This is a genomic window from Alteromonas sp. DY56-G5, from assembly GCF_041414725.1.
GTDB lineage: Bacteria > Pseudomonadota > Gammaproteobacteria > Enterobacterales > Alteromonadaceae > Alteromonas > Alteromonas macleodii.
The window spans coordinates 1-23,776 of record NZ_JANHZQ010000048.1; the positions used below are offsets into that span (position 1 = coordinate 1).

Consider the following 23,776-nt stretch of genomic DNA (forward strand, 5'->3'; position numbering starts at 1 on the left):
ATGAGCCGTATACGAGGCCCGTATGTACGGTTCTGTGAGAGGGATGAGGCGGTGACGCCTCACCCTACTCGATGTGCCTGCCGATCAGCGCTGGATGATGCGCGGATACTTTTCGCTTACGTAAAAAGAAACCCGCTATGAAGCGGGTTTCTTTTTAAACGCGATTGTTGCGACGCTGGTATGCTAAAGCTAATGGCTTTTCATCTGTGATGTCGCGCCGCTGCTAATTACTTCGCAACCTGCTGGTGAAGCTTGATTAGGTCAGGAAGCTTTTTCGCGTAAATCGCTTTCTTTGTACCTGGGTGAAGTAATTGGCTCACGAACGTGCGTAGGAAGCCAAGTACAAACGTTTGAACGCGATCAGCGTCTGCATCACTTGGGTTAGCAATAAGCTTTTCTGTCTCCGCTTGTACTTTGTGTACAATCGGGTCCATGGTGTCTTTTCCAGAAACTAGGTCATTACCAGTCACAACGCCTTTGCCAAGCAAGTCTCTAACTGCTGAGTATAAATCAGCAGAAACAGCGTTAGACTGTCCCCAGTTCGCAATGTTGAATTCTTCAGCAATCTTATCTAGATCAGCAGTTGGGTCGTTCGACTTCAATAGGCTGTCGATAAGTTTATGGGCTTCAGTTTGTTTTACGGGTGTTGATAATTCTGACATGGTTACATTTAAAGATTATGTGGGTGAGCGCGTTATAAATATTCTGCCAGACAATGTCAACCCGTTTGCCGCCAATAGAGGCAAGAACGGGAGAGGAGCTTACTAAGTCATGATGTAAACATGGCGAACAAAGCACCGAAATAGCACCGAAATAACACAGAAATATTACTGAAAGAGTAGCAAAATAGAGAAAAGGCACCTGCTGCCAAGCACCCTTTATCAAATGAGTAAACGGGCTACGCGGAGATCCTATTCTCTTTGTCTACTTTATCTATTTTGCCTGTTCGACGTGCTGGGAAAGGCAACTTAATTGGACGTTTACCATTTAATGCAGCATGTTCTGATTTCACACTATAATTAGCGCTGTCTTTACTATGCATGCCCTTGGGTGTATCAGTTACATCGAAAAGCGGAGCAACAGGCTGTCTGTTTTCCTCTAGCTGGTAAGCAATGACTTTGTTTTCGGTTTCTAAAAAGGCACTTCCAGCTTGCTTACCAAGCTTATAATCATGACGAAGTTGTGCGTCTGTACTACCTAACAATTTACTTTGAAGCTTATCTGACGCAAAAATTTGAATAACCTCTACGCCTTCTGGCGGGTTTTCAATAAATGCCAGTTCTTTTTGATACGCTTGTTCGTGCTGCAGCAGATAGTCGATGGTCTTTGGGCACGTGCCCGTTGCGCACATTACCGCGCTTAACCTTTGTAGCCAAGGCGACTGTACTTGAAAGCCTCTATCTACGGTGCGAATAACTACGATTTTCGTCGCGCCGCGCTTGTACGCTTCGGTAACAGGCAACGGTGCAGCCAAACCACCGTCTAGAAAGAAATCGGTATTGGCTGCCTTTTTTGTCTCGACATCAATGTGCAGCGGTACGCCCTGTTTGTAAAGTAAGGGGAGGGCGCTCGAAGCCTTGATAAGATCGACCCAGTTGTGAGTACTTTTCATTGGATCAAGAAAATACGCCTGTCTGTCTCTGGAATTTGTGGCGGTAAATAAAATTTCTCTGTCCGCAACATTAGCCTTCGCAGTATCAAGATCAAGTAAACGGTTCGCTTCTTGGGTTTTGTCAAAATACCAATCTAAATCGACAATATGCTTTCCCATTAAACCTCTTCCCATTTGGAAAAAGCGTTTGTGTCGAGTTAAGCCGCGAATAAGACGTTTTGCATAGCCTTTTTGACGCGCCACAAAGCTCGTTAAGTTCTGTGAACCTGCTGATGTGCCGATAAGAATATCGAAAGGGTCGTGTCCGGCGTCTAACCATGTATCGAGTACGCCTGCCGTGAAAATTCCTCGCTGTCCACCACCTTCCGCAACCAAGGCAACTTTGCCATTGTTCGACATTTCAGCATTGCGTGCTTTTGAATAAGCGAGAGAAGGAGCAGATTGTTGACCCGACATGATAACCCTCTATTTGACCATGACTATAAATTGACTACTTGGTCTAATTGTAGGGAGATCACGACGCAGGAGAAAATTGAAAGAATAAATCGGACTGATAGGAAATAACTGATACTGAAACACTTTTTGTTATTTCATTGTGATTTTTGTGTTTACATTTTGTTCATTTAATCGCAGTCTAACAAGGTGTTGAAAGCTAAACTTTCATTGGGAGTCAATAATGAAAATTGCCGTGTTAGGTGCGGGGAGTATTGGATGTTATGTAGCGGGCTGCCTGTTAGCCTCTGACCCCACATTGAGCGCCGCTAATGCGCTTACGCTCATTGGCCGTCAGCGTTTATATGATGATATTACTGCTAATGGTCTTAAAGTAACGGATTGGCAAGGGCGTGAGCAGCTAACAAAGCCTGAGCATATCGCTTTTTCAATTGAGAACGATAGTTTAGTTGATGCTGACGTCATTTTGCTTTGCGTTAAAAGCCAAGATACCGAGCAGGCTGCTGCGATAATCAATCAGCATGCAAAGCAATCAGCAGTCGTAGTCAGTCTTCAAAACGGAGTGGGTAATGCACACCTGCTTCGCCAGCACATAAAACAATGCGTAATTGCAGGCATGGTGCCTTTCAATGTTTTTTATAAAGGCAACGGCCATTTTCACTGTGGTACTGAAGGTAATATTGCCCTTGAAGACCCCAATAACCAATGTAGTGACATCATAAAAGCGCTTAACAACGCGTCGTTGCCCGTTACGGTTTATAACGATATGAAAGCTGTACAGTATGGCAAATTTATTATGAACTTGAATAACGCGGTCAATGCACTGTCGGGTATACCGCTGAAATCACAGCTAGGGGATAGGCAATATAGGTTAGTTATGGCAAAGGTGTTGTCAGAGGCGTTAGCAGTACTAAAAGCGGAAGGAATTGCACCAGCAAGAACCGGTAAGGTCATTCCCAAACTGATGCCAAAAATTATGAAGCTACCTAATTTTTTATTCAATGTGGTGGCTTCATCTACGCTTAAAATAGATCCCGAAGCACGTTCATCAATGTATGAAGATTTGGCTCTGGGGCGACGAACGGAGATTGATTATTTGAACGGCGAGATAGTCAGGCTAGGTGAAAAAAATCACATAGCTACGCCAGTGAATAAGCATATTGTTAACCTGATCAAACAACACGAAGTTGCTCAGAAAGGAAGTCCTCACTTACCAGCAAATGCTTTACTGTTAAAGTGACAGATCTATCTAACGGTGTATTTCAACGTTAAATATTACAGTTTTGTGTCATTTTTGTGTCAGAGCACTTGATTCTTATACTAAAGTATATATCCTGCGCGCAAACTTCCGTTATATTTAGTGTGCTTTGCTTTTTCAAAATCGTTTTTCTTCTTGTCTTCTGTTGAGTGCTTTATGGGCGTCGCTTTTCCATACGACGGTTGTAGCGTCTGAGGTTGATGTCGAGCGTGAATCTAGCGCAACGTTCTCTCAATACAATGGCAACGGCCTTTCATTTCAAAGCGACAACAATACCTTCTCGCTTCGCGTGCGCGGTAGACTTCAGTTTCGCTATGCCAATCCCGGTATAAGCCAGCCTACCGAGCGTGCTGACTTTGAGCATAACGCCGGTAATCAATTTGGCGTTAACAGGGCGCGGGTCAAATTAGACGGTCACATTGGTTTGCCTTGGATTAAATATGGTGTGGAATATGATGCTGTCGATCAGCGCACGCTCACCGCTACATTATCTTTTGAAAAGTATGACGCGCTTCGGTTTAAGGTTGGTCAGTGGAAAGTCGAGTATTCCAGAGAGCGCAGTGTTAGCAGTGGCGGCCAGCAAATGATGGATCGTTCAATCATCAACAGAATATTTACGCTAGATAGGCAAATGGGGGCATCCCTGTACGGTAATTTTGATGGCCCAGGCGCGGCCAATTTCAATTACTGGGTAGGAGTATTCAATGGCTCGGGCCGTGGTGATTATAGCAATCACGATGGCGAGAATATGTATACAGGGCGATTACAGTGGAATTTCTTAGGTGAGTCTGTCGGGTTTAAAAACAGTGACATTAAACGAACAGCTACTCCCAAAGCAGCTCTAGCAATAGCAGGGGCGAAGTTCAAAAGCCAGTTTACGCGTTTTTCATCGTCTGGCGCTGGTAATTTAGCCAACTTTAGTGCGGGCGAGATCGAAGGTCAGTACGACATTCAGCAGTTTGTGATTGATGGTGCCTATTTTTATAAAGGGTTTAATGCTCAAGCGGAATATCATGAAAAAGATATTGTGGATTTAGCGGACAACGATAGAGAAACTACGCTGCGCGGCTATTATGTGCAGGCGGGTTATTTTTTGAGTGAATCAATCAGCTGGTGGCCAGAGCCCCTTGAAATGGCTGCACGCTTCGGGACCTATTCGCCCCGAGACAGTGAACAAGACGAACGCTTTTTTGAAAAGACAGTAGCATTCAACTATTTTTTTAATGGCCACGAAAACAAACTAACCGCAGAGGTAAGCAGGGTTTCACTGGATCAGTTCGATACTGAAGTAGGGGACGAGACCATCTACTCTCTACAGTGGGACGTCAGTTTTTAACTACTCACGCCGGGCAAGCAATAAAGCCAAACTAATAAAATGCTGCAAACTAAGTGACCCGAATAAATGCTATTTGTCTTATGTTAAACGATTAAGCACGTTTAGAATTTAATCGATAAGTCTAAAGTTGGTGATAGTATGAGCTCATCATTTTTTAAAAAGAGGAGAGTGACATGCAAGAAAGCACCAAACTCAACTATGTAGAATTTGCATCTCTAGATATTCGCCGCTCAAAAGCGTTTTTTGAAAGTGCGTTTGGCTGGTGTTTTACCGATTATGGCAGTGAATACAGTGCGTTTAGCAATGCTGGCATGGACGGAGGGATTTTTTCTGCACAACGTGTGATGAAGGCAGAAAGTGGTGCGCCTTTATTGGTGCTGTATTCCAATAACATTTCTGAATCGCAAGAATGTGTAGAAAAAGCAGGTGGAGCAATTACTAAACCGTTGTTTGACTTCCCGGGGGGCTGTCGCTTTCATTTTGTCGAGCCAGGTGGTAATGAGCTTGCTGTTTGGTCTGAGTCGGCAAAATAGCGCTATCGTGTCAACGAAGTCTAGTGATTCTGGCTTTTATAGTCTGATAAAAAACGCCTTGCGTGTAATGACACAGCAAGGCGCTCTAAATTCAGATTAATTAGCTATAAGCTTGACGTTACTTTTGCTCAAGCACAATGCGCAGCATTCTGCGAAGCGGCTCTGCGGCACCCCACAATAGCTGATCGCCGACAGTAAATGCCGAGATATATTCAGGACCCATGTTAAGCTTGCGAATACGGCCTACGGGAATAGACAGTGTACCGGTCACTTTCGCTGGCGTAAGTTCTTGCATCGTCGCGTCGCGATCGTTAGGAATCACTTTTACCCAGTCGTTGTGGTTAGCCAAGATTGTTTCAATTTCGGCTAGAGGCAAGTCTTTCTTTAGCTTAAGTGTGATAGCCTGGCTATGACAGCGCATGGCGCCAACACGTACACAAATACCGTCTATCGGCACTTCACTGCCTTTAATGCCTAAAATCTTGTTGGCTTCCGCTTGGGCTTTCCACTCTTCGCGGCTTTGACCTGAAGGTAGTTGCGAATCGATGTACGGAATTAAGCTACCCGCAAGCGGAACACCGAACTGTTCACTAGGGTAGTCTGCGCTTCGAATAAACTCAGACACTTGCTGGTCAATTTCTAAAATCGCGGTAGCAGGATCTTCAACTTTAGCTTTCACATTACTGTGAATTGCACCCATTTGATTAATTAGCTCACGCATGTGCTGTGCACCTGAACCTGAAGCGGCTTGATAGGTCATTGGCGAAGCCCATTCAACCAAGTCTTTCTCAAACAGGCCACCGAGTGCCAGAAGCATAAGGGAAACCGTGCAGTTTCCACCTACGTAGGTACGAATGCCTTTTTCAATGCCACTATCAATTTCTTTACGGTTTACTGGATCTAGAATAATTACGGCATCGTCTTTCATACGAAGCGCTGACGCAGCATCAATCCAATAACCGTTCCAGCCAGTGGCTCTTAAATCGTTGTACACGGCTTTTGTGTAGTCGCCGCCCTGACAGGTAATAATGATATCCTGTTTAGATAGCGCTTCGATATCGTGCGCATCTTCTAGAACACCAGCATCCTTTCCAGCAAAATCTGGTGCTGCACTACCTTTTTGCGAGGTAGTGAAAAAGGTGGGCTCAATGTGCGCGAAATCTTGCTCTTCTTGCATGCGCTGCATTAATACTGAGCCAACCATACCGCGCCAGCCCACTAAACCTACTTTTTGTTGTGACATTAAATTGAGAACCCTTGTTACTAAAATGAAAAGTACTTCACCACCTACGCCTTTTGCTCAACGCTAACACATGTACTTTTGAATTAACGTGTCTATCAATTGAACGTAGAATGATGTCGAACGCCGCTGCTTTATTGTGCTGGCGCAATACCTGTCGTTTTTATTTTTGTCTTTGCAGTCTAAGTGTTATTTATCCCGCTGGCTAGATGGTTTTTATAAATAATCTATCGCTGATATAAGCATTTTAGAAACGGCTAGTTCATGGCAAAAAATTTAAATAAAACACTTGAAGGAGCAATCAAATCGCAGGGTAGAGAGTGAACCTGTATTAACCCCTCATTGTGTCTATGCACTGCTTACGGTCTAAAAATTGCTTTATAAATAGAATTAATCCCTCACAATGTGTGAGGAGATATACAATATTGAGATACGCTTTAAGGAAAACGTAGTTCTTAATATGAAAATAAAAGTGAGGAACGCATGCAGTACGATAGTCATAACAAATTTGCTACCACTACGGTATTTTTGCACTGGTTGGTTGGATTAACCATTATTGGCTTGCTTGCCACTGGGATTTACATGTCGGAAAACGGTGTGTATGCACTATACCCCTGGCACAAAGCGATTGGTTTTCTTGTACTCTTTGTCGCACTAGCACGTGTGGTATGGCGCATGAAAAATGGTTGGCCTAGCGCTGCTGCTAACTATAAGCCAATAGAGCATAAATTAGCGTCAGTTGTGCACTGGGTGTTAATTATCGCCACGCTCTTAATGCCAATTTCAGGCTTGATGGCGTCGGTATTGGGTGGGCACGGGCTGTCAGTTTTTGGTCTGGAGGTTTTCGCGCCAAATTATAGTGTTGAAGATCCTGAGAAAACGCTACCGATAAATTATGAGCTTTCCAAAGCAGGTGGCGCTATACACTTCTATCTTGGTTATACCGTTATTGTCGCACTCTTGCTACACATTGCTGGCGCTCTTAAGCATCATTTCGTTGATAAAGATGGCACATTGAAGCGCATGCTAGGCAAAACCATTGGGGAGTAGTGCTTAATATCCTAGTTTTTGTGTATACCTTCGTCATCGTAAAAGTATTTTGACTGAAGTTTGCACCTTGGGAGAACAGGTAGATAACTTTCACGTAGAAGCCGAGCTATTTTTGCTCGGCTTTTTTTCTTCAACATTTATTGGCTGCCATTACGTGATGCTGAGTCAGCAAAGAAGAGATAGTCATTGGGCGCTGAGACCTTGTTTTGTTTCGCTTTGTACATGGCAATGTCAGCCAGTTTTATTAACGTATTCATGTCATCGCTCATGGCAGGGAAAAAGGAAACGCCGACACTCATTGAAATAAAGGTTGGCTCTGGGTCGCCGTTAAAGTAGAAAGGTTGCTTCACCCCGTCATTCACTTTTTCTATGGCGCGTTTTACGGAAACTTCGTCTTCAGCTTGAAGTAATAATACAAACTCATCGCCGCCCCAACGTATCGCTACATCGTTTTTGCGAATTTTTTCCTGTAACTGTTCAGCCACAAAGATGAGTACTTCGTCGCCCGCATCATGACCGAAAATATCGTTCACCGCTTTGAAGCCGTTCAGGTCAATTAACGCGAGAGCGAAGTGGTGGTCTTTTCTCATTAACTTCGCAATCAGCTTTTCACCGCCATTGCGATTATAAATACCTGTGAGTGCATCGAAGTCTGCCTGTAAGGCCAGTTTCTGGAGTTCGTGTTTTCGACTAGAAATATCATTCAGCGTCAGCTGATAGTAGCGTTCGCCATCATCAGTGACTAAAGGGCTTGCGATTAGTTGAACCCATGTGGCGTCGTCAGTTTTCTCTGATTTTAGTTTATATTCACCTGTTGCAAACTCATTGCGTGCAAATGCCTCCGAAAGCGAAGTTTTCATTGCAGTAGGCGCTTCAAATAGCTCCTCAAGTAGCTCGCCATAACCTTGCTTTATCTCTAGGCCAATCTTTTCTACCAAGTCGTTGAAGGCCTTATTTCTAAGCTCGATAATTCCATTTTCCGCCATTAACACAGTGGCAGACTTTGCGTTTTCAAAAAGCATTCTGAAACGCTTTTCCAGAAATTCGATTTCTTCCCTAAGTTGACGCTCTTGAGTGAATTGCTCTTCGACTTTGTTTAACAGTTGATTGGTGTCCTGCACCAGCTCGCCTATTTCACTTCGGGAGTGATACTCCGGCATTTCAATTCTTTCTTTTGTGCCTGGAGTAATCTTATGCAGTGAACGACCCACGCGAAGCATAGGAGAGATTATGATGTAGTAGGTAATTATCAACGCAACAATGCCGACAACCACTGCTTCAACATACAATGAATAATTATTGTCAGTACTTATTTTTTTCGCCTGTTCAATAATGTGGGCAAAGTTAGGGTAAACATTGACCTCAGCCAAGGTGTCTTCAGGAATGAATGGGTGCCTCACCAAAAATACCCGAGGCTTGACGTCTTTGCTGATGGCATCGTTCACGTTGAATTGATAATACATTGCATCGCTTTTTATAGACGCAGCGAGTATTTTTTCACTTTTAACCAAGCCGTTGATCGCCTCTTTTGCCAGATCTTCATCTTCTAAAAAAGCAGCGATAGACGCCGTTGCGGCAACGGTTTGGTAAAGTTCTTGAATATCGTTGTTCGCTTCACTAATTTCGTGTTCATACGTAGCGCGATAAAAAAATTCGGCGGTCGTAAGTACTACCAGCATAGCAGCAGCTACTAATATGAGTGAAAAACGAAACCCTAAGCCGTGGATGTTAATCAAAGCGGTACACTACCTTCATTTTGTCGGTGACGTACGACTCATATACATAGGCTAAGGCTGACTCATCGTCTTCTAGCCGTTGTTTAACATCTTCCATAGTTTGTTCTATCGCAGGTGGTTTAACACGTCCAGAAAACTTCAGTCTAGACCAATACGCATTAACGCGAGCAAGGGGAAGGCCCACCAGCGATTTATAAAATTGACCTTTTAGCTCGTCATTAAGCTCTATATCGATGGGCGTTGCCTGCCTACCGTTAGGGAAAGCCGAGTACTTGCCCATGAAGAGATCTATAATCCCTTTCTTATCTAAAACCTGCACATCATTGTTTAAGTTAGTAACAACAACGATTTTCTCTTGTGATTGCGCTACAGAGGAAAAGCTATACAAGGCAAGCACGACAGCCAGTAGGGGTGAGAAGTGTTTATAAAAAGTCATCTCCTCCCCCTAAAAGCTGAAACTTAACGCAACAAAGAGAGTGTGAACAACCCCATCTTCATCATCTACAACAAGACCATCTCTGGCGCGTAGGCCAGTTCCTCTAGCTTCAACATCAGTTCGCTCAAACTGCACTTTAAAGGCTAGGTTTTCTTGCAAATCCCAACGCCATCCGAGAGAAAGTGTTTGTTGATGATGTGCCAAGCTACTCGCTACTTCTTCTACAAAAACGGCTAGTTGAGCAGTGCTCTCGTTTATTGGGAAGCCAGGTTGCTCTTGGCTAAGAAAGTATGTGTCTGTTTTTGCAAATGAGTATAAACCGTAGAATGTATGCGCACCATAAAGATAGCTGAGGTTGAGGAAGCCATTAAAAGAGGGTCTCAACGCAATTGAATTTGAATCGATATATGATAGCTCGCCAGAAAGCTCCCACGCATCAAAATAACGGTTGAAGTAAACGGACGTATAGTGAATGGTTGTATCTTTAAGGCTTACTTCTTTAGCAAAGTCTATGGCGCCGCTCCAAAATGGCTGTAGCTGCGCAACGGAAGCAGCTACAACTGCTAAATCTTCGTCGTCATTGTCCGCTTCGGTTTGGGTGTGTTTAAGAGCAAGGCTCCAGTCGAATGAGACAAATTCAACACCAATTGAACGTAAGTTATTAAACCTAATCGGGTTGTAATCGTCACTAGAAAAGTCACTCTCTCCGCTTCCCCAAAAGCCTTTAATCAATAAATTAAAGTTGTCGTAAGGCTTAGTGTAGCTAATGTCTCCTCCATCAAAGCTTCTTGCGGGAACAATACCGTAAACCTCGGTGGGGACTTTCACCCAAGGATAGGCTATCGACACGTCTCTGGTATCACTGAAGTGAAAAATATCGGCCGCAAGTCTTCCTGCTCTTACTTGCCACGATGGGGTTATATCGTATCTTAGAAAAGCCATCTGGGTTATCGAATCCAGGTTTTGCTCATCTTGCTCTCGATAAACGAATTGACCCACAAAGTCTAGGTTATCAGAAACGCTGTAATCAAGCTGTACGCCAACTAAACTCAAAGGCTTGAATGCAAGGCCGCCTTTTTTCGCCGATTCAGCTTGAGACCGGTCTGAACGAAACTGATACCTGTCAGAATCGGAAGTTGCTGTTGCAACGGTGCCAAAACCACTAACCTTTACGTTCTCTTTTTCAGCAAACGCACTATTAACAATGAGGAAGCTCATCACCATAGCGATAACTGAGAAGGGCTTTTTAATCATCAATGCGTATCCAAATTCAAGCTTGTCTTTGCTAACACCTAAAAATCATACTTTCGAGCTGCTGGTTACAGTAAGAATAGTAAAGAAACAGGAAAACGTATGAAAAGTCAGCTTTTTTTATTTTTTTAACCGAGCGCTTGATAAATGCGAGTGGTATCTTCGAGCGTTGTTTGACCAGCATATCATTTAGCTTGTCGTTACTGTAGGGGGGATTCCTAATATGACTTATTGTTACTGCTGTTTTTTTATTTTCAACAGAAATGTTTGTAAGCGGCTTTCACTGTCTACGGCTCCAATTTGCTTTATAATTCCTGACGTAAAGGAGAAAAAACGTGAATGAATATGCTCGGTATTTTAACGGCTACCCTTCAACTATTGTGGAGCAAGCCTTACAGCTCATTTCCAGCAATCGGCTACAGCGTTATTTACTAAAAAAATACCCAGAGGCCCATGATATAACCACCGACAAATTGCTGTATCAGTACGCGACGGAATTAAAAAAGCGATACTTAAAAAATGCGCCACCGTTTGGGCGCGCCGCGTTTAAAAAGCAAGGTGATATGATAACTAACGCGCTAGGTACGCATACTTACCGTATGCAGGGTAAAACGCGCAAACACGACTTGGCCATTAATAACGATTTACTCTATGCCCCAGAGGCCTTGTTAAAAGCCCTTGTAGTGCATGAACTGGCGCACTTTAAAGAAAAAGACCACAATAAAGCCTTCTATAAACTTTGCTGCTATATGGAGCCAGATTATCATCAACTAGAGCTGGATTTACGCTTGTTCTGTGTGGCCGTATCAATGGGAGAAAATCCGTACACGTAACATGTGAACGCCTCATCAGGTGTCGCTATGTTTAAACCCATGTTGAGTACAATTGTCGTGTGCTTGCTATAACTAAATTAAAGCCCAAGCGCTGGAATTAACGAGGAGTATTAATGAGCATTGCTAAAATTATGTCTACGCGGGTGGTTAGCGTGCACATGGATGACAGTTTACAGTCATTGCGCGAGCTCTTTGCTGCTACGGGGTTTCATCATTTGGTCGTGGTGCATGACAATAAGCTGCAGGGGATTATATCTGACAGAGACTTGATGAAATCGATTAGTCCTTTTGTAGATACCCTAAGCGAACGAAAGCTTGATCGCGCTACATTGGATAAAAAAGCGCACCAAATCATGACTCGTGAAGTCATTACACTTAACCCAAGTGACTCTGTTTATTCGGCTATTGAGCTTTTTAATACCCATAAAATTTCCTGCATTCCTATTATCGACACGAAAAGGCATCCAGTAGGAATGGTGTCGTGGCGCGATGTGATGAAGTTTATGCAAAGTAGGGTAGAGGCAAAGCGTTAGGTCGGTACTCGTATGTTATTAATAGTGAACACCGCTTTAAAGGGGAGTGGTCTCTCTACCTGCGTTTATAAATTGCGGTAAAGAGACCGTTAGTTTTAAAGCGTTAGCTTTTGCGGTAGCTGACTTTAAACAGCAAACTGTAGAGTACGGGCACAGCGATAAGTGTAAGTACCGTCGCAAAGGCCAGGCCACCCATAATGGTCACTGCCATATCGGCAAAGAAGGCGTCGAACAGCAGCGGCGCCATACCTAAAATGGTCGTTACCGCCGCCAGTGAAACAGGGCGTACACGGCTGATCGTAGCGTCAACAATCGCTTGGCGAATGGCTAAGCCTTCTTCTATCTGAAGGTCAATTTCTTCAATAAGTACAATAGCGTTCTTAATAAGCATGCCAAACAAGCTTAAGAAGCCGAGTAGCGACATAAAGCCAAACGGCATATCGGTACCTAATAGACCAGAGACTACACCAACAATAGCCATAGGTACTACAAGCCAGATAATCAGCGGCTGACGAGCATGACCGAATAGCAACACTGAGATAATAAACATGACTAGGAAGCCAGCAGGCAAGCCAGCGCCCAGCGCTTTTTGTGCATCGCTAGAGCTTTCAAATTCGCCGCCCCATTCTAATGAATATCCAGCTGGAAGTTCTATGTCTTCAATAAGTGGGCGGATTCTCGCTAACGCTTTGGCAGCAGTTTCATCGTCACCCGGCTCAGCTTCTACCGTAATGGTGCGAACGCGGTCGCGACGGTGAATACGCATTTCTTCGGTCATTAACTCCAAGCCCTGAGATACCTGCGTGAAAGGCACATATTGGCGCTGTTGCGTAGACCATACTTGTGATTCACGTATTGATTGAAGCTCGGTATCTTCTGCCTTACCCATCTTTGCAATAATGTTGTAAGCATAATCACCGTCTTGCACCGTACCTAGCTGAACGCCGCTACTTGCATACTGTATAGTCTGGCTAAAGTCACTATGCGAAACGCCAGCAATCCCTGCGTTGTAGTTGTCAAATTGCGTATTAATAGCAAAGCCTTTTTCACGCCAGTTATGTCGAACGTCTTTCACTTGTCCGTCAGCAAAAAGCAGTGCTTTGGCTTCATCCGCCAGTTCGCGAAGTATTTCAGTATCTGGGCCTGAAAAACGGGCCTCAAGTTTTGCACCAGAGCCGGGGCCAAACTGCATGCGCTCCATATAAAAGCTAGCGTCGAAGTCTAGGTCGGTAAGCTTACTCGCAAGCGCGCTTTGAATAGCCGGAATATTATCAAGTTCATTCGCACGAACCATGAAAAAGGCATAGTTTTCGTTAGCACTTTTAGGTGCATAAGTGAGGGTGAAACGATCGGCGCCTTGCCCTATAAAGGTGGTTACAGCCGTGACGTTTTCCATTCCCAAAATACGAGCTTCAGCTTCTTTTGCAATGACTTCAGTGGCACGTATATCTCTATCTTGCGGGCCCCAATAATGCACAAAGAACAGCGGCGCGTTTGACGGAGGGAAGAAGCCTTGTTTTACCATGCCAAAACTTCCATAAGCCACGATAGTAATAACAAACAGTGCACCAATGGTTACCCAACGAAGCTTAAGTGCGCCTAAAAGTGCACGCTTAAACCAGCGTTGCGATGCAGAGAGTTCGTTACCTGTGGTTTGCCCAATACCTTTGCGGTAAAAATACGCGCCAAGCACGGGCACCAAGGTTACCGCTAATACCCAACTTATCATGAGGGAAACCAACACTACGGCAAACAATGAATAAAGAAACTCGCCTGTAGCATCGTTTGAAAGGCCTATGCCTGAAAAAGCCGCAATACCGATAACGGTTGCGCCAAGTAAAGGCCACTGTGTACGCTTAACAATAAAGCTGGCTGATTCTTTGGCTGTAGAGCCGGTGGCCATGCGCAGCATCATCCCCTCAGCAACTACGATAGCGTTATCTACCAGCATACCCATGGCGATAACCATGGCACCAAGTGATATCCTTTGAAGCTGAATATCCATAAGCCACATGATTAGAATAGTACCTAGTACGGTGACAAGTAGCACAGAGCCAACTACCACGCCTGAGCGCCATCCCATGAACAAACATAGCGTTAAGGTAACAACCGCCACCGACATAACGAGGTTATTTATAAAGCCAGTAACCGATTCGTCGACGACTGAGGCCTGATCGTAAATAGGCGTAAGCGTAATACCGACAGGCAGTTCTTGAAGCAGCTTTTCTACTTTTGCGTTAACACGCTCGCCCACATCAACAATGTTAACGTCGGTCAACGCTGATACTGAAAGCGTAAGTGCTTCTTCGCCGTTGTAGCGTACATGAACGGGCTGTATGTCGGCAGGCTCTAACTTTAGCGTGGCAATATCAGCAACCCGAAGGGAACGGTTTGTGCCAGGCACTACCACTGACAGATTAGATATTTCTTCTAGTCTGTCTGGCGCGCGCTCTACAATTAGGCGCACATTTTTTTCGTCAACTTTAATACGGCCGCCGTTGAACGGGCGCAGGTTGTCTTCAAAAAGAGAGGCGAGATCAGGAAATGAAATGCCTAAGCCCGCGAGTTGATAAGGGTTGATATAGGCCACTATCTGTTCTTTTTGAACGCCAGTGACATTTACTTTGGCAACGCCTTCTGTAGTAAGCAGGTCACGTCGAATAATTCGGGCGAATTCTCGAAGCTCCCGGGTATCGAAATCAGGTGCACTTAACGCGTAATAAAGCCCGTAAACGTCACCGAAATCATCAAATACCACTGGGTTTTGTGCACCCGTTGGCAACGAGCTTGCGGTGTCGCGAAGTCGCTTTCTCAACTCATCCCATATCTGTGGTAAGAGGTTACTGTCGTAAGTACTCTTAACTTCAACGGTAATTTCGGAAAGGCCCGGCGATGAAACTGACGTCACTTCCTTTAACTGCGGCATTTGCTGAATGGCAATTTCCAAGCGTTCAGTGACTTCACGTTCTACCTTTTCAGCACTGGCTCCAGGATAGTTGGTGTATACCTTTACCTGTTTGATGGTAAACGCAGGGTCTTCTAAGCGACCAATTTTGCTCATAGCCAAAATGCCGCCTAAAAGCAGGATGACTACCATTAGCCAAATGTTGACGGGCTTATCAATTGAATAGCGTGCGATATCCATAAATTACTTCTCTCCTTGGTAAGGAAGTACTTTCATGTCTGCACGCATTTGTGTTGCTCCAGCAGCAACCACTTGCTGGCCAAGAGTGATTTCACCTTGGCTTTTACCTTCGATAATTGCTAGTTCATTTTCAATATGCTTAACATTTACAGCTCGCTTTGTTACTGCATTCGTTTCTTCGTTGTATACCCATACGGCAAAGCCAGAGTCCTTGTTACCCACAAGTGATCTTACAGGCACAACAAAGCCCTCTGGATACAGACTACCTTGTAGGCTGACTTTTACCACTGCGCGGGCGCCTGGCGTTAACGGTAGTTCTTCGCGAGGCTCCATGGCAAACACCACTTCATAAGTTTGCGACACAGGGTCGGGTTGAGTAGAGTGCTCTACATAGTTCACCGGGTACCACTGGCTGCGATTGGTGGCTAATGTGGCGCTGGCTTGTTTTATCCCACGGCCAATATTGGCAGTAAGTAAGCGCTCAGGAACATTTATGTTGAAGTATATTTTAGACACATCTTGCAGGCGAGCAATCGGCGTACCTGCGGCAACAAAACTGTTATTTTCAACAAGTCGTTGAGATACCTTTGCATCAAAAGGAGCATAAAGCTGTGTGTAGCTCAAATCTTGCTCTGCATTTTTTAAGTCGATAACCGCTAGTTCGTAAGATGTTTTTGCAGTATCCAGAGAGCTCTGTGCAACTAGCTTTTGAGCGAACATTTTCTCAATTCTATCAAGCTCTCGTTTAGCCTGATCAAGTCGTGTCGTAGACTCGTCCACGCGTCTTTCGAATGGTTTACGATCAATAGTGGCCAGTAACTTGCCTTTATTGATATCACTGCCTGTCACCAAGTCGGTCTGGATAAGGCGGCCTGAAACTTCAAAGCTTAAATCGACGGTTTTCACTGCCGATACAACGGCAGGGAAGGTGAATTCGTCAAAATCTGGAATGTTGCTAACCGTAGCGAGTTTGACATAACGAGGTGCAACGTTTGCTTGTTGCTCGGCAGGCTCTTCGGAAGAACATGCACTTAAAGTGGAAACCGATAAAACGCTTAAAAATAAAATGTGAGAGAATCGCATCATGGACATAGGTGTATGTAATCCATAGTCAGGGTAATTAAAGTATAGATGTGTAAACCAAGGTAGTGATGATATGCACAACGGCAGCAAAGATAGTCATTACCTAAAGTAAACTGGTGAGTGCATTTTAGTGCGGTCACATTGAAAAGTAAACTGTTCGGTGTAAAATGATCGGGTTAATGTAGCGGATAACTAATTTTGAGAATTTCCATATGGTAGGCAACACACGTACGCGTAGCGACATCAAACGCGAAGCCATTATTCAGGCGGCAACACAGGCATTCCAAGAGTTTGGCGTTAACGGCACAAGCATGGATAAGCTGGCTGAACTGGCAAATGTGTCAAAGCGCACTGTGTACAATCACTTTTCTACAAAAGAAGAGCTGGTGATGCATTTGGTTACGCAGCAGTGGCAAACGGCTATTTTAAATATTAATAAAAAGTACGATGCTACGCTTCCGCTAGACGAGCAGCTAGAAGACCTTATTTTGCAAGACATTGAGTTTATGGTGAGTGAATCACACCTCGATTTAGCTCGGGTTGCGATTGGCCACTTCTTCTACGAGCCGGAAAAGCTAAAAGATGAAGTTGCGCAATTAAAAGCCCAAGAGACGGCTATGCACCGCTGGTTAAAGGATGCCAAAGCCGACAATAAACTCGCGTTTGACGACTTGGATCGGGTTGTCGATGAAATTGATAGCTTAGTAAAAGGGCAGTGCTTTTGGCCTCAGCTGTTCAAAATTGAAGATTCCCTCAGCGATAACGATAAGAAGAGCTTAGCAAAACACACAGTGGCTTTGATTTTAAGCCGCTATGCTGTTGTGTAGTTGGCAGGCTATATCAATGAGTTTGTTCAAGGCTCTTTCAGTATTGAAGGGCCATTGAACTTTTACTTCCCAAACATTTTTTCCGCTTATCCGTCTTCGCGCTAACTTCACAGATCCCTCTTGATTCAAACGGACTACACTTCAGATGATGTAGCCAGTAAATACCTTTTCACTTAGCTGTTTGTTCTCCCTGTCGCTCGTCCTCCGACACCTGCAATATGCTCCTCTACAATCGTACGAAATATATTCACCTGCTTATTCTTTAGTCTATTTTGGTGCAATTTGAGTCTTATTCATCTAATAAATTAAGAAAATTTATAAAGAGTTTTTAAATTTTGTCGCTTTTGCTCTCGTCATTTGTTCTAAATTTTTATAATATCCCGACCAAAAATAACAACTATTATTATTTGCAATTGCAAAATTCGGCAGAAAGCCGGGTCGTGATAATAGGGTTTTACAGATTTTTAAAAGTAAACACACAACACTTACAGAACACTTGGAGAGCAATTTTGAAATTCAAACTTACGAGTATTGCTGCTGCGATAATTCTAAGCCCAGCAACTTTTGCTGCTGATATGGAAGATATTGAGAGACTAACGGTGAAAGGGAAGTACCTTTCGGTTAACCAGTCCAACTCAATTAAAAGCCCTACACCTATTATCGACGTGCCACAGAGCTTGTCGATTATTACGGCTGAAGAAATAACGGCTCGCGGTATTACTAGCATTGGACAAATTATTGACTACGCACCAGGTGTTAATACATCGCAAGGTGAAGGTCACCGCGACTCGGTAGTATTCCGTGGTGTGCGCTCTACTGCAGATTTCTACTTAGATGGTAACCGTGATGACGTTCAATACTACCGTGCACTTTACAATGTTGAACAGGTAGAAATTCTTCGTGGTCCAAATGCATTGCTATTCGGTCGCGGTGGTACGGGCGGTATCTTAAATCGTGTATCTAAGAAAGCGAAAACGAGCGATAAGTTTGTAAACTACAACGTATCTGCTAATACGTTTGGTGCATATAACTTACAGTTAGACACCAATGTTGACACGGGCGATAAGTCGGCCCTGCGCATTAACGCCATGTACGAAAGCTTAGATAATCATCGCGACTTCTTTTACGGAGATCGTTACGGCTTCAACCCAACGGCACGCTTTGAGTTAAGCGATGACACAATTGTTGATGTGTCGTATGAATATATCGACCACGAGCGCTTTATTGACCGCGGTGTGCCAACAGCCAACGGCGAGCCAGTTGAAGCGTTTGAAGAAATCGTGTTTGGCGATCCAGATAACAATTACCAAACATTGGGCGCTGACGTGTTCCGTGCAAACGTTGAGCACACTTTCTCAGATAACCTGAAAGGTAACTTCAACGCTTTTTACGGTGACTATGACAAAGTTTACTCGACCTTTTATGCGGCAGGTTATAACGCTGAGACTGAGCAAGTAACGCTAGACGGATACGTTGATACTACGCAGCGTGAAAACATGATCTTGTCTTCTAACCTAGTTGGCGAATTTGAAACGGGAAGCATTGGGCACACGGTTATCTTCGGTGGTGAGGTTATTAATACCAAGTCAAACCAAGATCGTTACAACCCTGTGTTTGATTCCACTGACGGTGATAGAGAAACGTTTAATATTTCACGTCCGTTAAGCTTCCGTGGTTTAACTGGTACAAATGCTGAAGGCGTAACAGTTACAGCAGACTTCTCTGACTTGAACGACGATACGCATGTAGACTTGGATGTATACTCTTTCTATGTTCAAGATGAAATTGCACTATCAGACAACTTCGACCTTGTACTAGGTGCACGTTTTGACAGCTTCGATATTGAAGTATTCAACGCGGACCCTGAAGTTTTAGAGACACGCAGCAGAAAAGACGAAGAAGTGTCACCGCGTGCAGGCCTAGTGTATAAGCCACAGAAAAATATCTCTATATACGCTAGCTACAGTGAGTCATTCTTGCCACGCAGCGGCGAGCAATATGCGAATATTAATGGCGACGCAAACGCGCTAGATCCAGACACGTTCACGAACCAAGAAATTGGTGTTAAGTGGGACTTCAACGACAGCATGAGCTTTACAGCAGCTATCTTTGAGAACGAGCAGACGTCATTGGATAACGACCCGAATGACCCTGAAAGCTTTGTTGAAGTTGACTCAGATGTATCTGGTTTTGAGCTACAGCTGCAAGGTTATATCACAGACAAGTGGTATATTACTGCAAACTACAGCAACCTTGACGGCGAAAACGCAAGTGGCGTAGAGCTTCGTGAGCTGCCTGAAAATACGATGTCTGTGTGGACAACCTACGAAGTGAATGAAGTATTTGGCTTCGGCATTGGTGCTACATATCAGGACGAAAGTAAGGTATCGACAAGTGCTTCATCGCCTGTACTACCTAGCTATACGCGTGTTGATGCGTCTGCTTACTACACGCTTAGCGACAAAATGCGCCTTCAGTTAAACGTTGAAAACTTGACTGATACGCTTTACTTCCCGAATGCGCACTCTACGCATCAGGTAACAGTAGGTGCGCCAATTAATGCGCGTCTATCACTGATTGGTTCTTTCTAAATTAACCGTCATTTTTAAAATATTGTTTAAAAGCCATTCGCGAAAGCGAATGGCTTTTTTTATCTCTGCTCTTTGTATTTAGAGGCTTTGTGCTCTATTCGCCTTGCTTTGCAAAGTCGATAAGTGTCTGTCCATCCATACGATAGCCTAACCATTCACTCTTTGGTTTAGCGCCAAGTGACTCGTAAAAATCGATAGCTGGCTTGTTCCAGTCTAAAACGCTCCATTCAAAACGCCCGCAGTCGTTTTCTACCGCTGTTTTAGCTAAGTGTTGTAATAACGCTTTCCCTGCACCCTGGCCACGTGATTTTGGTGAAACATACAAATCTTCAAGGTAGAGACCATTGCGTCCTTGCCACGTTGAGTAATTAAAGAAATACACAGCGAAACCAATAGGTGCGTCATCGCTTTCACACATTACACAATGCGCGGTTGCGCCTTCTCCGAATAATGTTTTAAGTAGCGCTTCTTCATCTGCTTCTACTTCATGCTCTGCTTTTTCATAAATAGCAAGTTCCAGAATGAACTGGCGAATTTGTGAAATATCCTCAGGCGTGGCTGGCCTTATTGAAATGGTGTTGCTCATGGTGACTCCCATCATAAATAATCAAAAAAAATGAGCCAATAAAGGCTCATTTTAAAACAGTTAGGTGTTTGTAGCTTTTCTCAGCGATAAAAGCTAGTCCATCGATGCACTTGGCTGAGGTACATGTGTGTGAGAAGTACTATTGCCGTCGTTATCCTTAGTAGGCTTTTTGCGTACAATCTTGCGCTTAATAAACGTAAACGGACCACGTAAATCAAGCAGTATTAAGTACAAGCACGGCACCAATATAAGCGTTACAAGCGTAGCGTAAAGTACTGCAAAACCGAGTGCTGCGGCCATTGGTACAACAAACGCTGCCTGTAGGCTTGTTTCAAACATAATGGGCAGTACGCCTACAAACGTAGTGATTGAGGTTAACGTAATCGCTCGGAAGCGCGCGGTACCAGCTTCGGTCACCGCTTCTTTAATGCTGTAGCCTTGTGCACGGCGCTGGTTCACAAAGTCAGTCATAACTAGTGAGTCATTGATAACAACCCCTGCCGCAGCGATTAGGCCAAAGTTAGACATCATAGATAAGTCTAAGCCCAGCACAAAGTGGCCGAAGACTGCGCCTGTAAAGCTAAATGGGATAACCGACATGATAATAAGTGGTTGCCCATAACTTTTAAGTGGTACAGCAAGAAGGATATACACCATGATCATGGCAGCTAAGAAAAACAATATCTGCTCATTCTGTTGCGCTTGCTGCTCCTCAATGTCACCACCAAGTTCAGTCATAACCGACGGGAACGACTCTTTTAATTGAGGAAGTAGCTTCTCTCTAATTTCAGTGACCACTTCGTTTGGCTCAATCTTTTCTTCATCGATATTGCCCCAAATGTAAACGCTACGATATCCACCTTCACGGCGAATGTAGCTTATACCTGGTTTCTCCTCTAAGGCCACAACGTCACCCAGCATAACTTCCTGACCATTAGGCGTGGTGATCAAAGAGTACTTCAAGTCGGCGAAGCGTTCGCGGGTAAGTTCTGGGTAGCGCACCATTACTTTCACTTCTTCACCGTTTCGAATAACACGTTGTGCCTCGCCGCCGTAGAAGCCTGCACCTACTTGAGAAGCGATGTTAGACAGAGTAAGACCTAAATCGTACGCAACTGGAAGCAATGTCATTTGTACTTCTTTGCTTGGAGGGTCGATAGTTGAGCTAACGTCAAACAAACCCTCTTGCTGCTGCAGCATTTCAATAAACTTAAGACCTGCTGCGTTTAGAGTGTCGATATCAGGGCCAAAGAGTAAATAACCAAATTCGCCGTCATCACCATCACCGTTTACGTCATCAACTACGGTAAATGATTTCATGCCGGTAATTTCAGGAATGGCTTCGCGCCAGCGACGAGCAAGCTCAAACGTGTCAATAGGGCGGTCTTCTTCATTAACTAACGGCGTTAAAATACGGCCTTCAGTTCTGTCATCGTTAAACGCCAGGCGGTCTCTTATCATGCCTTGACCAAACTCATCGATGATTTGTTCTTCAACGTCTAAGATTGTTTGCTCAACAATTTTTAACGCGTTAATGGTTGCTAAATCTGAGACGTTTTCATTCATCTCTATTTTAACGCTTGGGAAGTCATGAGGTACTTTCGGATTGGGGACCATTCTTACGTAATTAGCACCAATAAGCCCCATACTTAGCATTAGCATTGCGACGAACATCATGAGTACAGCCCAGCGCCATTCAATCGCTTTCGCTAGAGAACGCTTGTAAGGACCGTTAACAAAAGCAAAGAATCGCTTGTTAAAACGCGACCGCCAGCTATTTTGTTTAACTGGGGAAAATTTAGTGTGGGCTAAGTGGGCCGGCAGAATGAGCTTAGATTCAACTAGACTGAATGCTAAACACAAGATTACGACAACAGCGATATTGTAGAAGAATGCGCCTTCAGGCCCGCTGCTTAGCGTAAACGGAGCAAACACGGCGATAGTGGTTAAAACACCGAATGTGGCGGGCGTAGCTACGCGCTTGGCACCGCGGATTACATTGTCAACACCGCCACCTTTGCTTTCAATTTCGGTGTAAGCACTCTCGCCAATAACGATCGCATCATCAACCACAATACCCAGTACCATGATAAATGCGAACAGCGAAAGGATGTTTATGCTTACACCAAACAAAGGCATTAGCATCATGGCACCAAGGAAACATACCGGTAAACCAACCATAACCCACACGGCAAGCCTAAAGCGCAAGAACAGGGTTAACATTAGCGCCACTAGAATTGAGCCTTGAACCAGGTTCGACAACATCATGTCTAAACGAGCGTTAAGGTAATAGGTCATATCAACCAGAATTTCTAGACTTACTCCTTGAGGAAGGCTTTCGTTTTTCTGATCAATATAGGCTTTTACGGTTTCGGCTACAGGAATGGTGTTTTGGGTTTTAGTGGCTTTAACGGCAATGTAGATAGCGTTCATGCCGTTGTATTTAAAGTAGCGTTCACCTTCAACAAATCCATCGTTGATATAAGCGACATCGCCCAAGGTTACCTTAGCGCCGCCTGTGCCAATTTTAATAGGGATTTGCTTAAACTCATCGCCGCTGTAGTACTGGTTTTCAACACGTACCGATACGATACCTGAGTTAGTTCTAAGCTGACCTGCGGAAATGTTGGCAGAGTAACTATTAATTGCCTGTGTGACATCGGCAATAGTTAAGCCGTACTTCCTAAGCGTATCAGGTTTAATTTCAATGGCAATTTCATCGTCCGGCGTATTGGCTTCAACCAAAGAGATAGAGCCAAGTTGTAGAAGCTCATCTTCCACCTCTTTTGCCAGCACTTTGAGTTCTGATAAAGGCAAGTCACCGACAATAGGCATTTCAATAACTTGCTGCTGGAACTCTACTTGGGAAACATTAACCGGCTCCATGCCAGCGGGGAAGGTGGCAATACTGTCAACGCGAAGCTTCACCTTATCAAGTACATCTGTTAATTCAGCTTTAGTGTCAATTTCCAGTGTAACTGCACCGCCACCGCGAAATGCACGTGAAACCGTACGCTTAATCTCAGTAATGTCTTTTACTGCTTCCTCAACTTTAATGAAAATACTCTCTTCAATCTCTTGAGGTGAAGCACCAGGGTAGTTGGCTTCAACGGTGATGTAGTTTATTTCGATGTTTGGAAACATCTGACGCTGAATAGTGAAATAGCTCGCTATCCCCATGATGATGATAAAAATCATCAGTAGGTTGGCGGCCACGGAGTTTCTGGCGAACCAAGAAATAATGCCGGTTTGTGTATCGTTGTGGTTTTCCAT

18 protein-coding genes are annotated in these 23,776 nt (G+C 44.2%); 8 read left to right on the forward strand and 10 right to left on the reverse strand.

The features are described 5' to 3' along the window. Window positions 1–227: 227 nt before the first annotated feature. Window positions 228–662: a hypothetical protein gene (locus tag NO989_RS18255; RefSeq protein ID WP_039233464.1), complete on the reverse strand. Its 435-nt coding sequence runs from the start codon at window positions 660–662 to the stop codon at window positions 228–230. A gap of 236 nt (window positions 663–898) precedes the next feature. After that, a complete protein-coding gene (locus tag NO989_RS18260; RefSeq protein WP_371342974.1) occupies window positions 899–2,068 on the reverse strand; it encodes a patatin family protein in 1,170 nt (389 codons plus the stop codon). Window positions 2,069–2,288: 220 nt separating this feature from the next. Between NO989_RS18260 and NO989_RS18265 the strand changes: the two genes are divergently transcribed. From NO989_RS18265 to NO989_RS18275, 3 genes are all read left to right on the forward strand, one after another. After that, window positions 2,289–3,305, forward strand: a complete 1,017-nt coding sequence (locus NO989_RS18265; protein ID WP_371342975.1) for a 2-dehydropantoate 2-reductase — start codon at window positions 2,289–2,291, stop codon at window positions 3,303–3,305. A gap of 163 nt (window positions 3,306–3,468) precedes the next feature. After that, window positions 3,469–4,659 carry an OprO/OprP family phosphate-selective porin gene (locus NO989_RS18270; RefSeq protein ID WP_371342976.1) on the forward strand — a complete coding sequence of 397 codons (1,191 nt, stop codon included), beginning with the start codon at window positions 3,469–3,471 and terminating at the stop codon, window positions 4,657–4,659. 173 nt (window positions 4,660–4,832) lie between these two features. Further along, a complete protein-coding gene (locus NO989_RS18275) occupies window positions 4,833–5,192 on the forward strand; it encodes a VOC family protein (RefSeq protein ID WP_014948877.1) in 360 nt (119 codons plus the stop codon). A gap of 118 nt (window positions 5,193–5,310) precedes the next feature. On the opposite strand, the gene asd is transcribed toward NO989_RS18275, so the two are convergent. Continuing rightward, window positions 5,311–6,435 carry an aspartate-semialdehyde dehydrogenase gene (gene asd, locus NO989_RS18280; protein ID WP_014948878.1) on the reverse strand — a complete coding sequence of 375 codons (1,125 nt, stop codon included), beginning with the start codon at window positions 6,433–6,435 and terminating at the stop codon, window positions 5,311–5,313. 480 nt (window positions 6,436–6,915) lie between these two features. Here asd and NO989_RS18285 point away from each other — a divergent pair, with 480 nt between their 5' ends. Then, window positions 6,916–7,482: a cytochrome b gene (locus NO989_RS18285; RefSeq protein WP_014948879.1), complete on the forward strand. Its 567-nt coding sequence runs from the start codon at window positions 6,916–6,918 to the stop codon at window positions 7,480–7,482. Window positions 7,483–7,619: 137 nt separating this feature from the next. Here the strand turns inward: NO989_RS18285 and NO989_RS18290 are convergent, their stop codons facing one another. Genes NO989_RS18290 through NO989_RS18300 form a run of 3 tightly spaced genes read right to left on the reverse strand, consistent with a single transcriptional unit; the run spans window position 7,620 to window position 10,908 of the window. Next, window positions 7,620–9,218, reverse strand: a complete 1,599-nt coding sequence (locus tag NO989_RS18290; RefSeq protein ID WP_069943989.1) for a sensor domain-containing diguanylate cyclase — start codon at window positions 9,216–9,218, stop codon at window positions 7,620–7,622. Beyond that, window positions 9,211–9,654 carry a hypothetical protein gene (locus NO989_RS18295; protein WP_069943990.1) on the reverse strand — a complete coding sequence of 148 codons (444 nt, stop codon included), beginning with the start codon at window positions 9,652–9,654 and terminating at the stop codon, window positions 9,211–9,213. The genes NO989_RS18290 and NO989_RS18295 overlap by 8 nt, the downstream gene beginning before the upstream one ends. A 9-nt stretch (window positions 9,655–9,663) precedes the next feature. Next, the gene (locus NO989_RS18300) at window positions 9,664–10,908 is read right to left on the reverse strand and encodes a hypothetical protein (protein WP_069943991.1); all 1,245 of its coding nucleotides are present in this window, start codon (window positions 10,906–10,908) and stop codon (window positions 9,664–9,666) included. Between the two features lie 332 nt (window positions 10,909–11,240). Between NO989_RS18300 and NO989_RS18305 the strand changes: the two genes are divergently transcribed. Together NO989_RS18305 and NO989_RS18310 are read left to right on the forward strand one after the other, a co-directional pair. Then, window positions 11,241–11,738 carry a M48 family metallopeptidase gene (locus tag NO989_RS18305; RefSeq protein ID WP_014976045.1) on the forward strand — a complete coding sequence of 166 codons (498 nt, stop codon included), beginning with the start codon at window positions 11,241–11,243 and terminating at the stop codon, window positions 11,736–11,738. Between the two features lie 113 nt (window positions 11,739–11,851). Next, window positions 11,852–12,271 carry a CBS domain-containing protein gene (locus tag NO989_RS18310; protein WP_014948884.1) on the forward strand — a complete coding sequence of 140 codons (420 nt, stop codon included), beginning with the start codon at window positions 11,852–11,854 and terminating at the stop codon, window positions 12,269–12,271. Between the two features lie 103 nt (window positions 12,272–12,374). On the opposite strand, the gene NO989_RS18315 is transcribed toward NO989_RS18310, so the two are convergent. Beyond that, window positions 12,375–15,416 carry an efflux RND transporter permease subunit gene (locus NO989_RS18315; protein WP_069943992.1) on the reverse strand — a complete coding sequence of 1,014 codons (3,042 nt, stop codon included), beginning with the start codon at window positions 15,414–15,416 and terminating at the stop codon, window positions 12,375–12,377. 3 nt (window positions 15,417–15,419) lie between these two features. Further along, on the reverse strand, window positions 15,420–16,502 hold the full coding sequence (locus NO989_RS18320; protein WP_061485276.1) for an efflux RND transporter periplasmic adaptor subunit: 1,083 nt from the start codon (window positions 16,500–16,502) through the stop codon (window positions 15,420–15,422). Window positions 16,503–16,711: 209 nt separating this feature from the next. Between NO989_RS18320 and NO989_RS18325 the strand changes: the two genes are divergently transcribed. Further along, entirely contained in the window at window positions 16,712–17,326 is a 615-nt protein-coding gene (locus NO989_RS18325) for a TetR/AcrR family transcriptional regulator (protein WP_014976048.1), read from the forward strand. 509 nt (window positions 17,327–17,835) lie between these two features. Continuing rightward, window positions 17,836–19,917: a TonB-dependent siderophore receptor gene (locus tag NO989_RS18330; RefSeq protein ID WP_049585922.1), complete on the forward strand. Its 2,082-nt coding sequence runs from the start codon at window positions 17,836–17,838 to the stop codon at window positions 19,915–19,917. Between the two features lie 94 nt (window positions 19,918–20,011). Here NO989_RS18330 and NO989_RS18335 read toward each other — a convergent pair whose 3' ends face one another. Beyond that, a complete protein-coding gene (locus NO989_RS18335) occupies window positions 20,012–20,503 on the reverse strand; it encodes a GNAT family N-acetyltransferase (protein ID WP_110287822.1) in 492 nt (163 codons plus the stop codon). A 93-nt stretch (window positions 20,504–20,596) separates the two neighbouring features. Then, complete coding sequence (locus tag NO989_RS18340; RefSeq protein ID WP_156086138.1) at window positions 20,597–23,776, reverse strand: efflux RND transporter permease subunit; 3,180 nt, start codon at window positions 23,774–23,776, stop codon at window positions 20,597–20,599.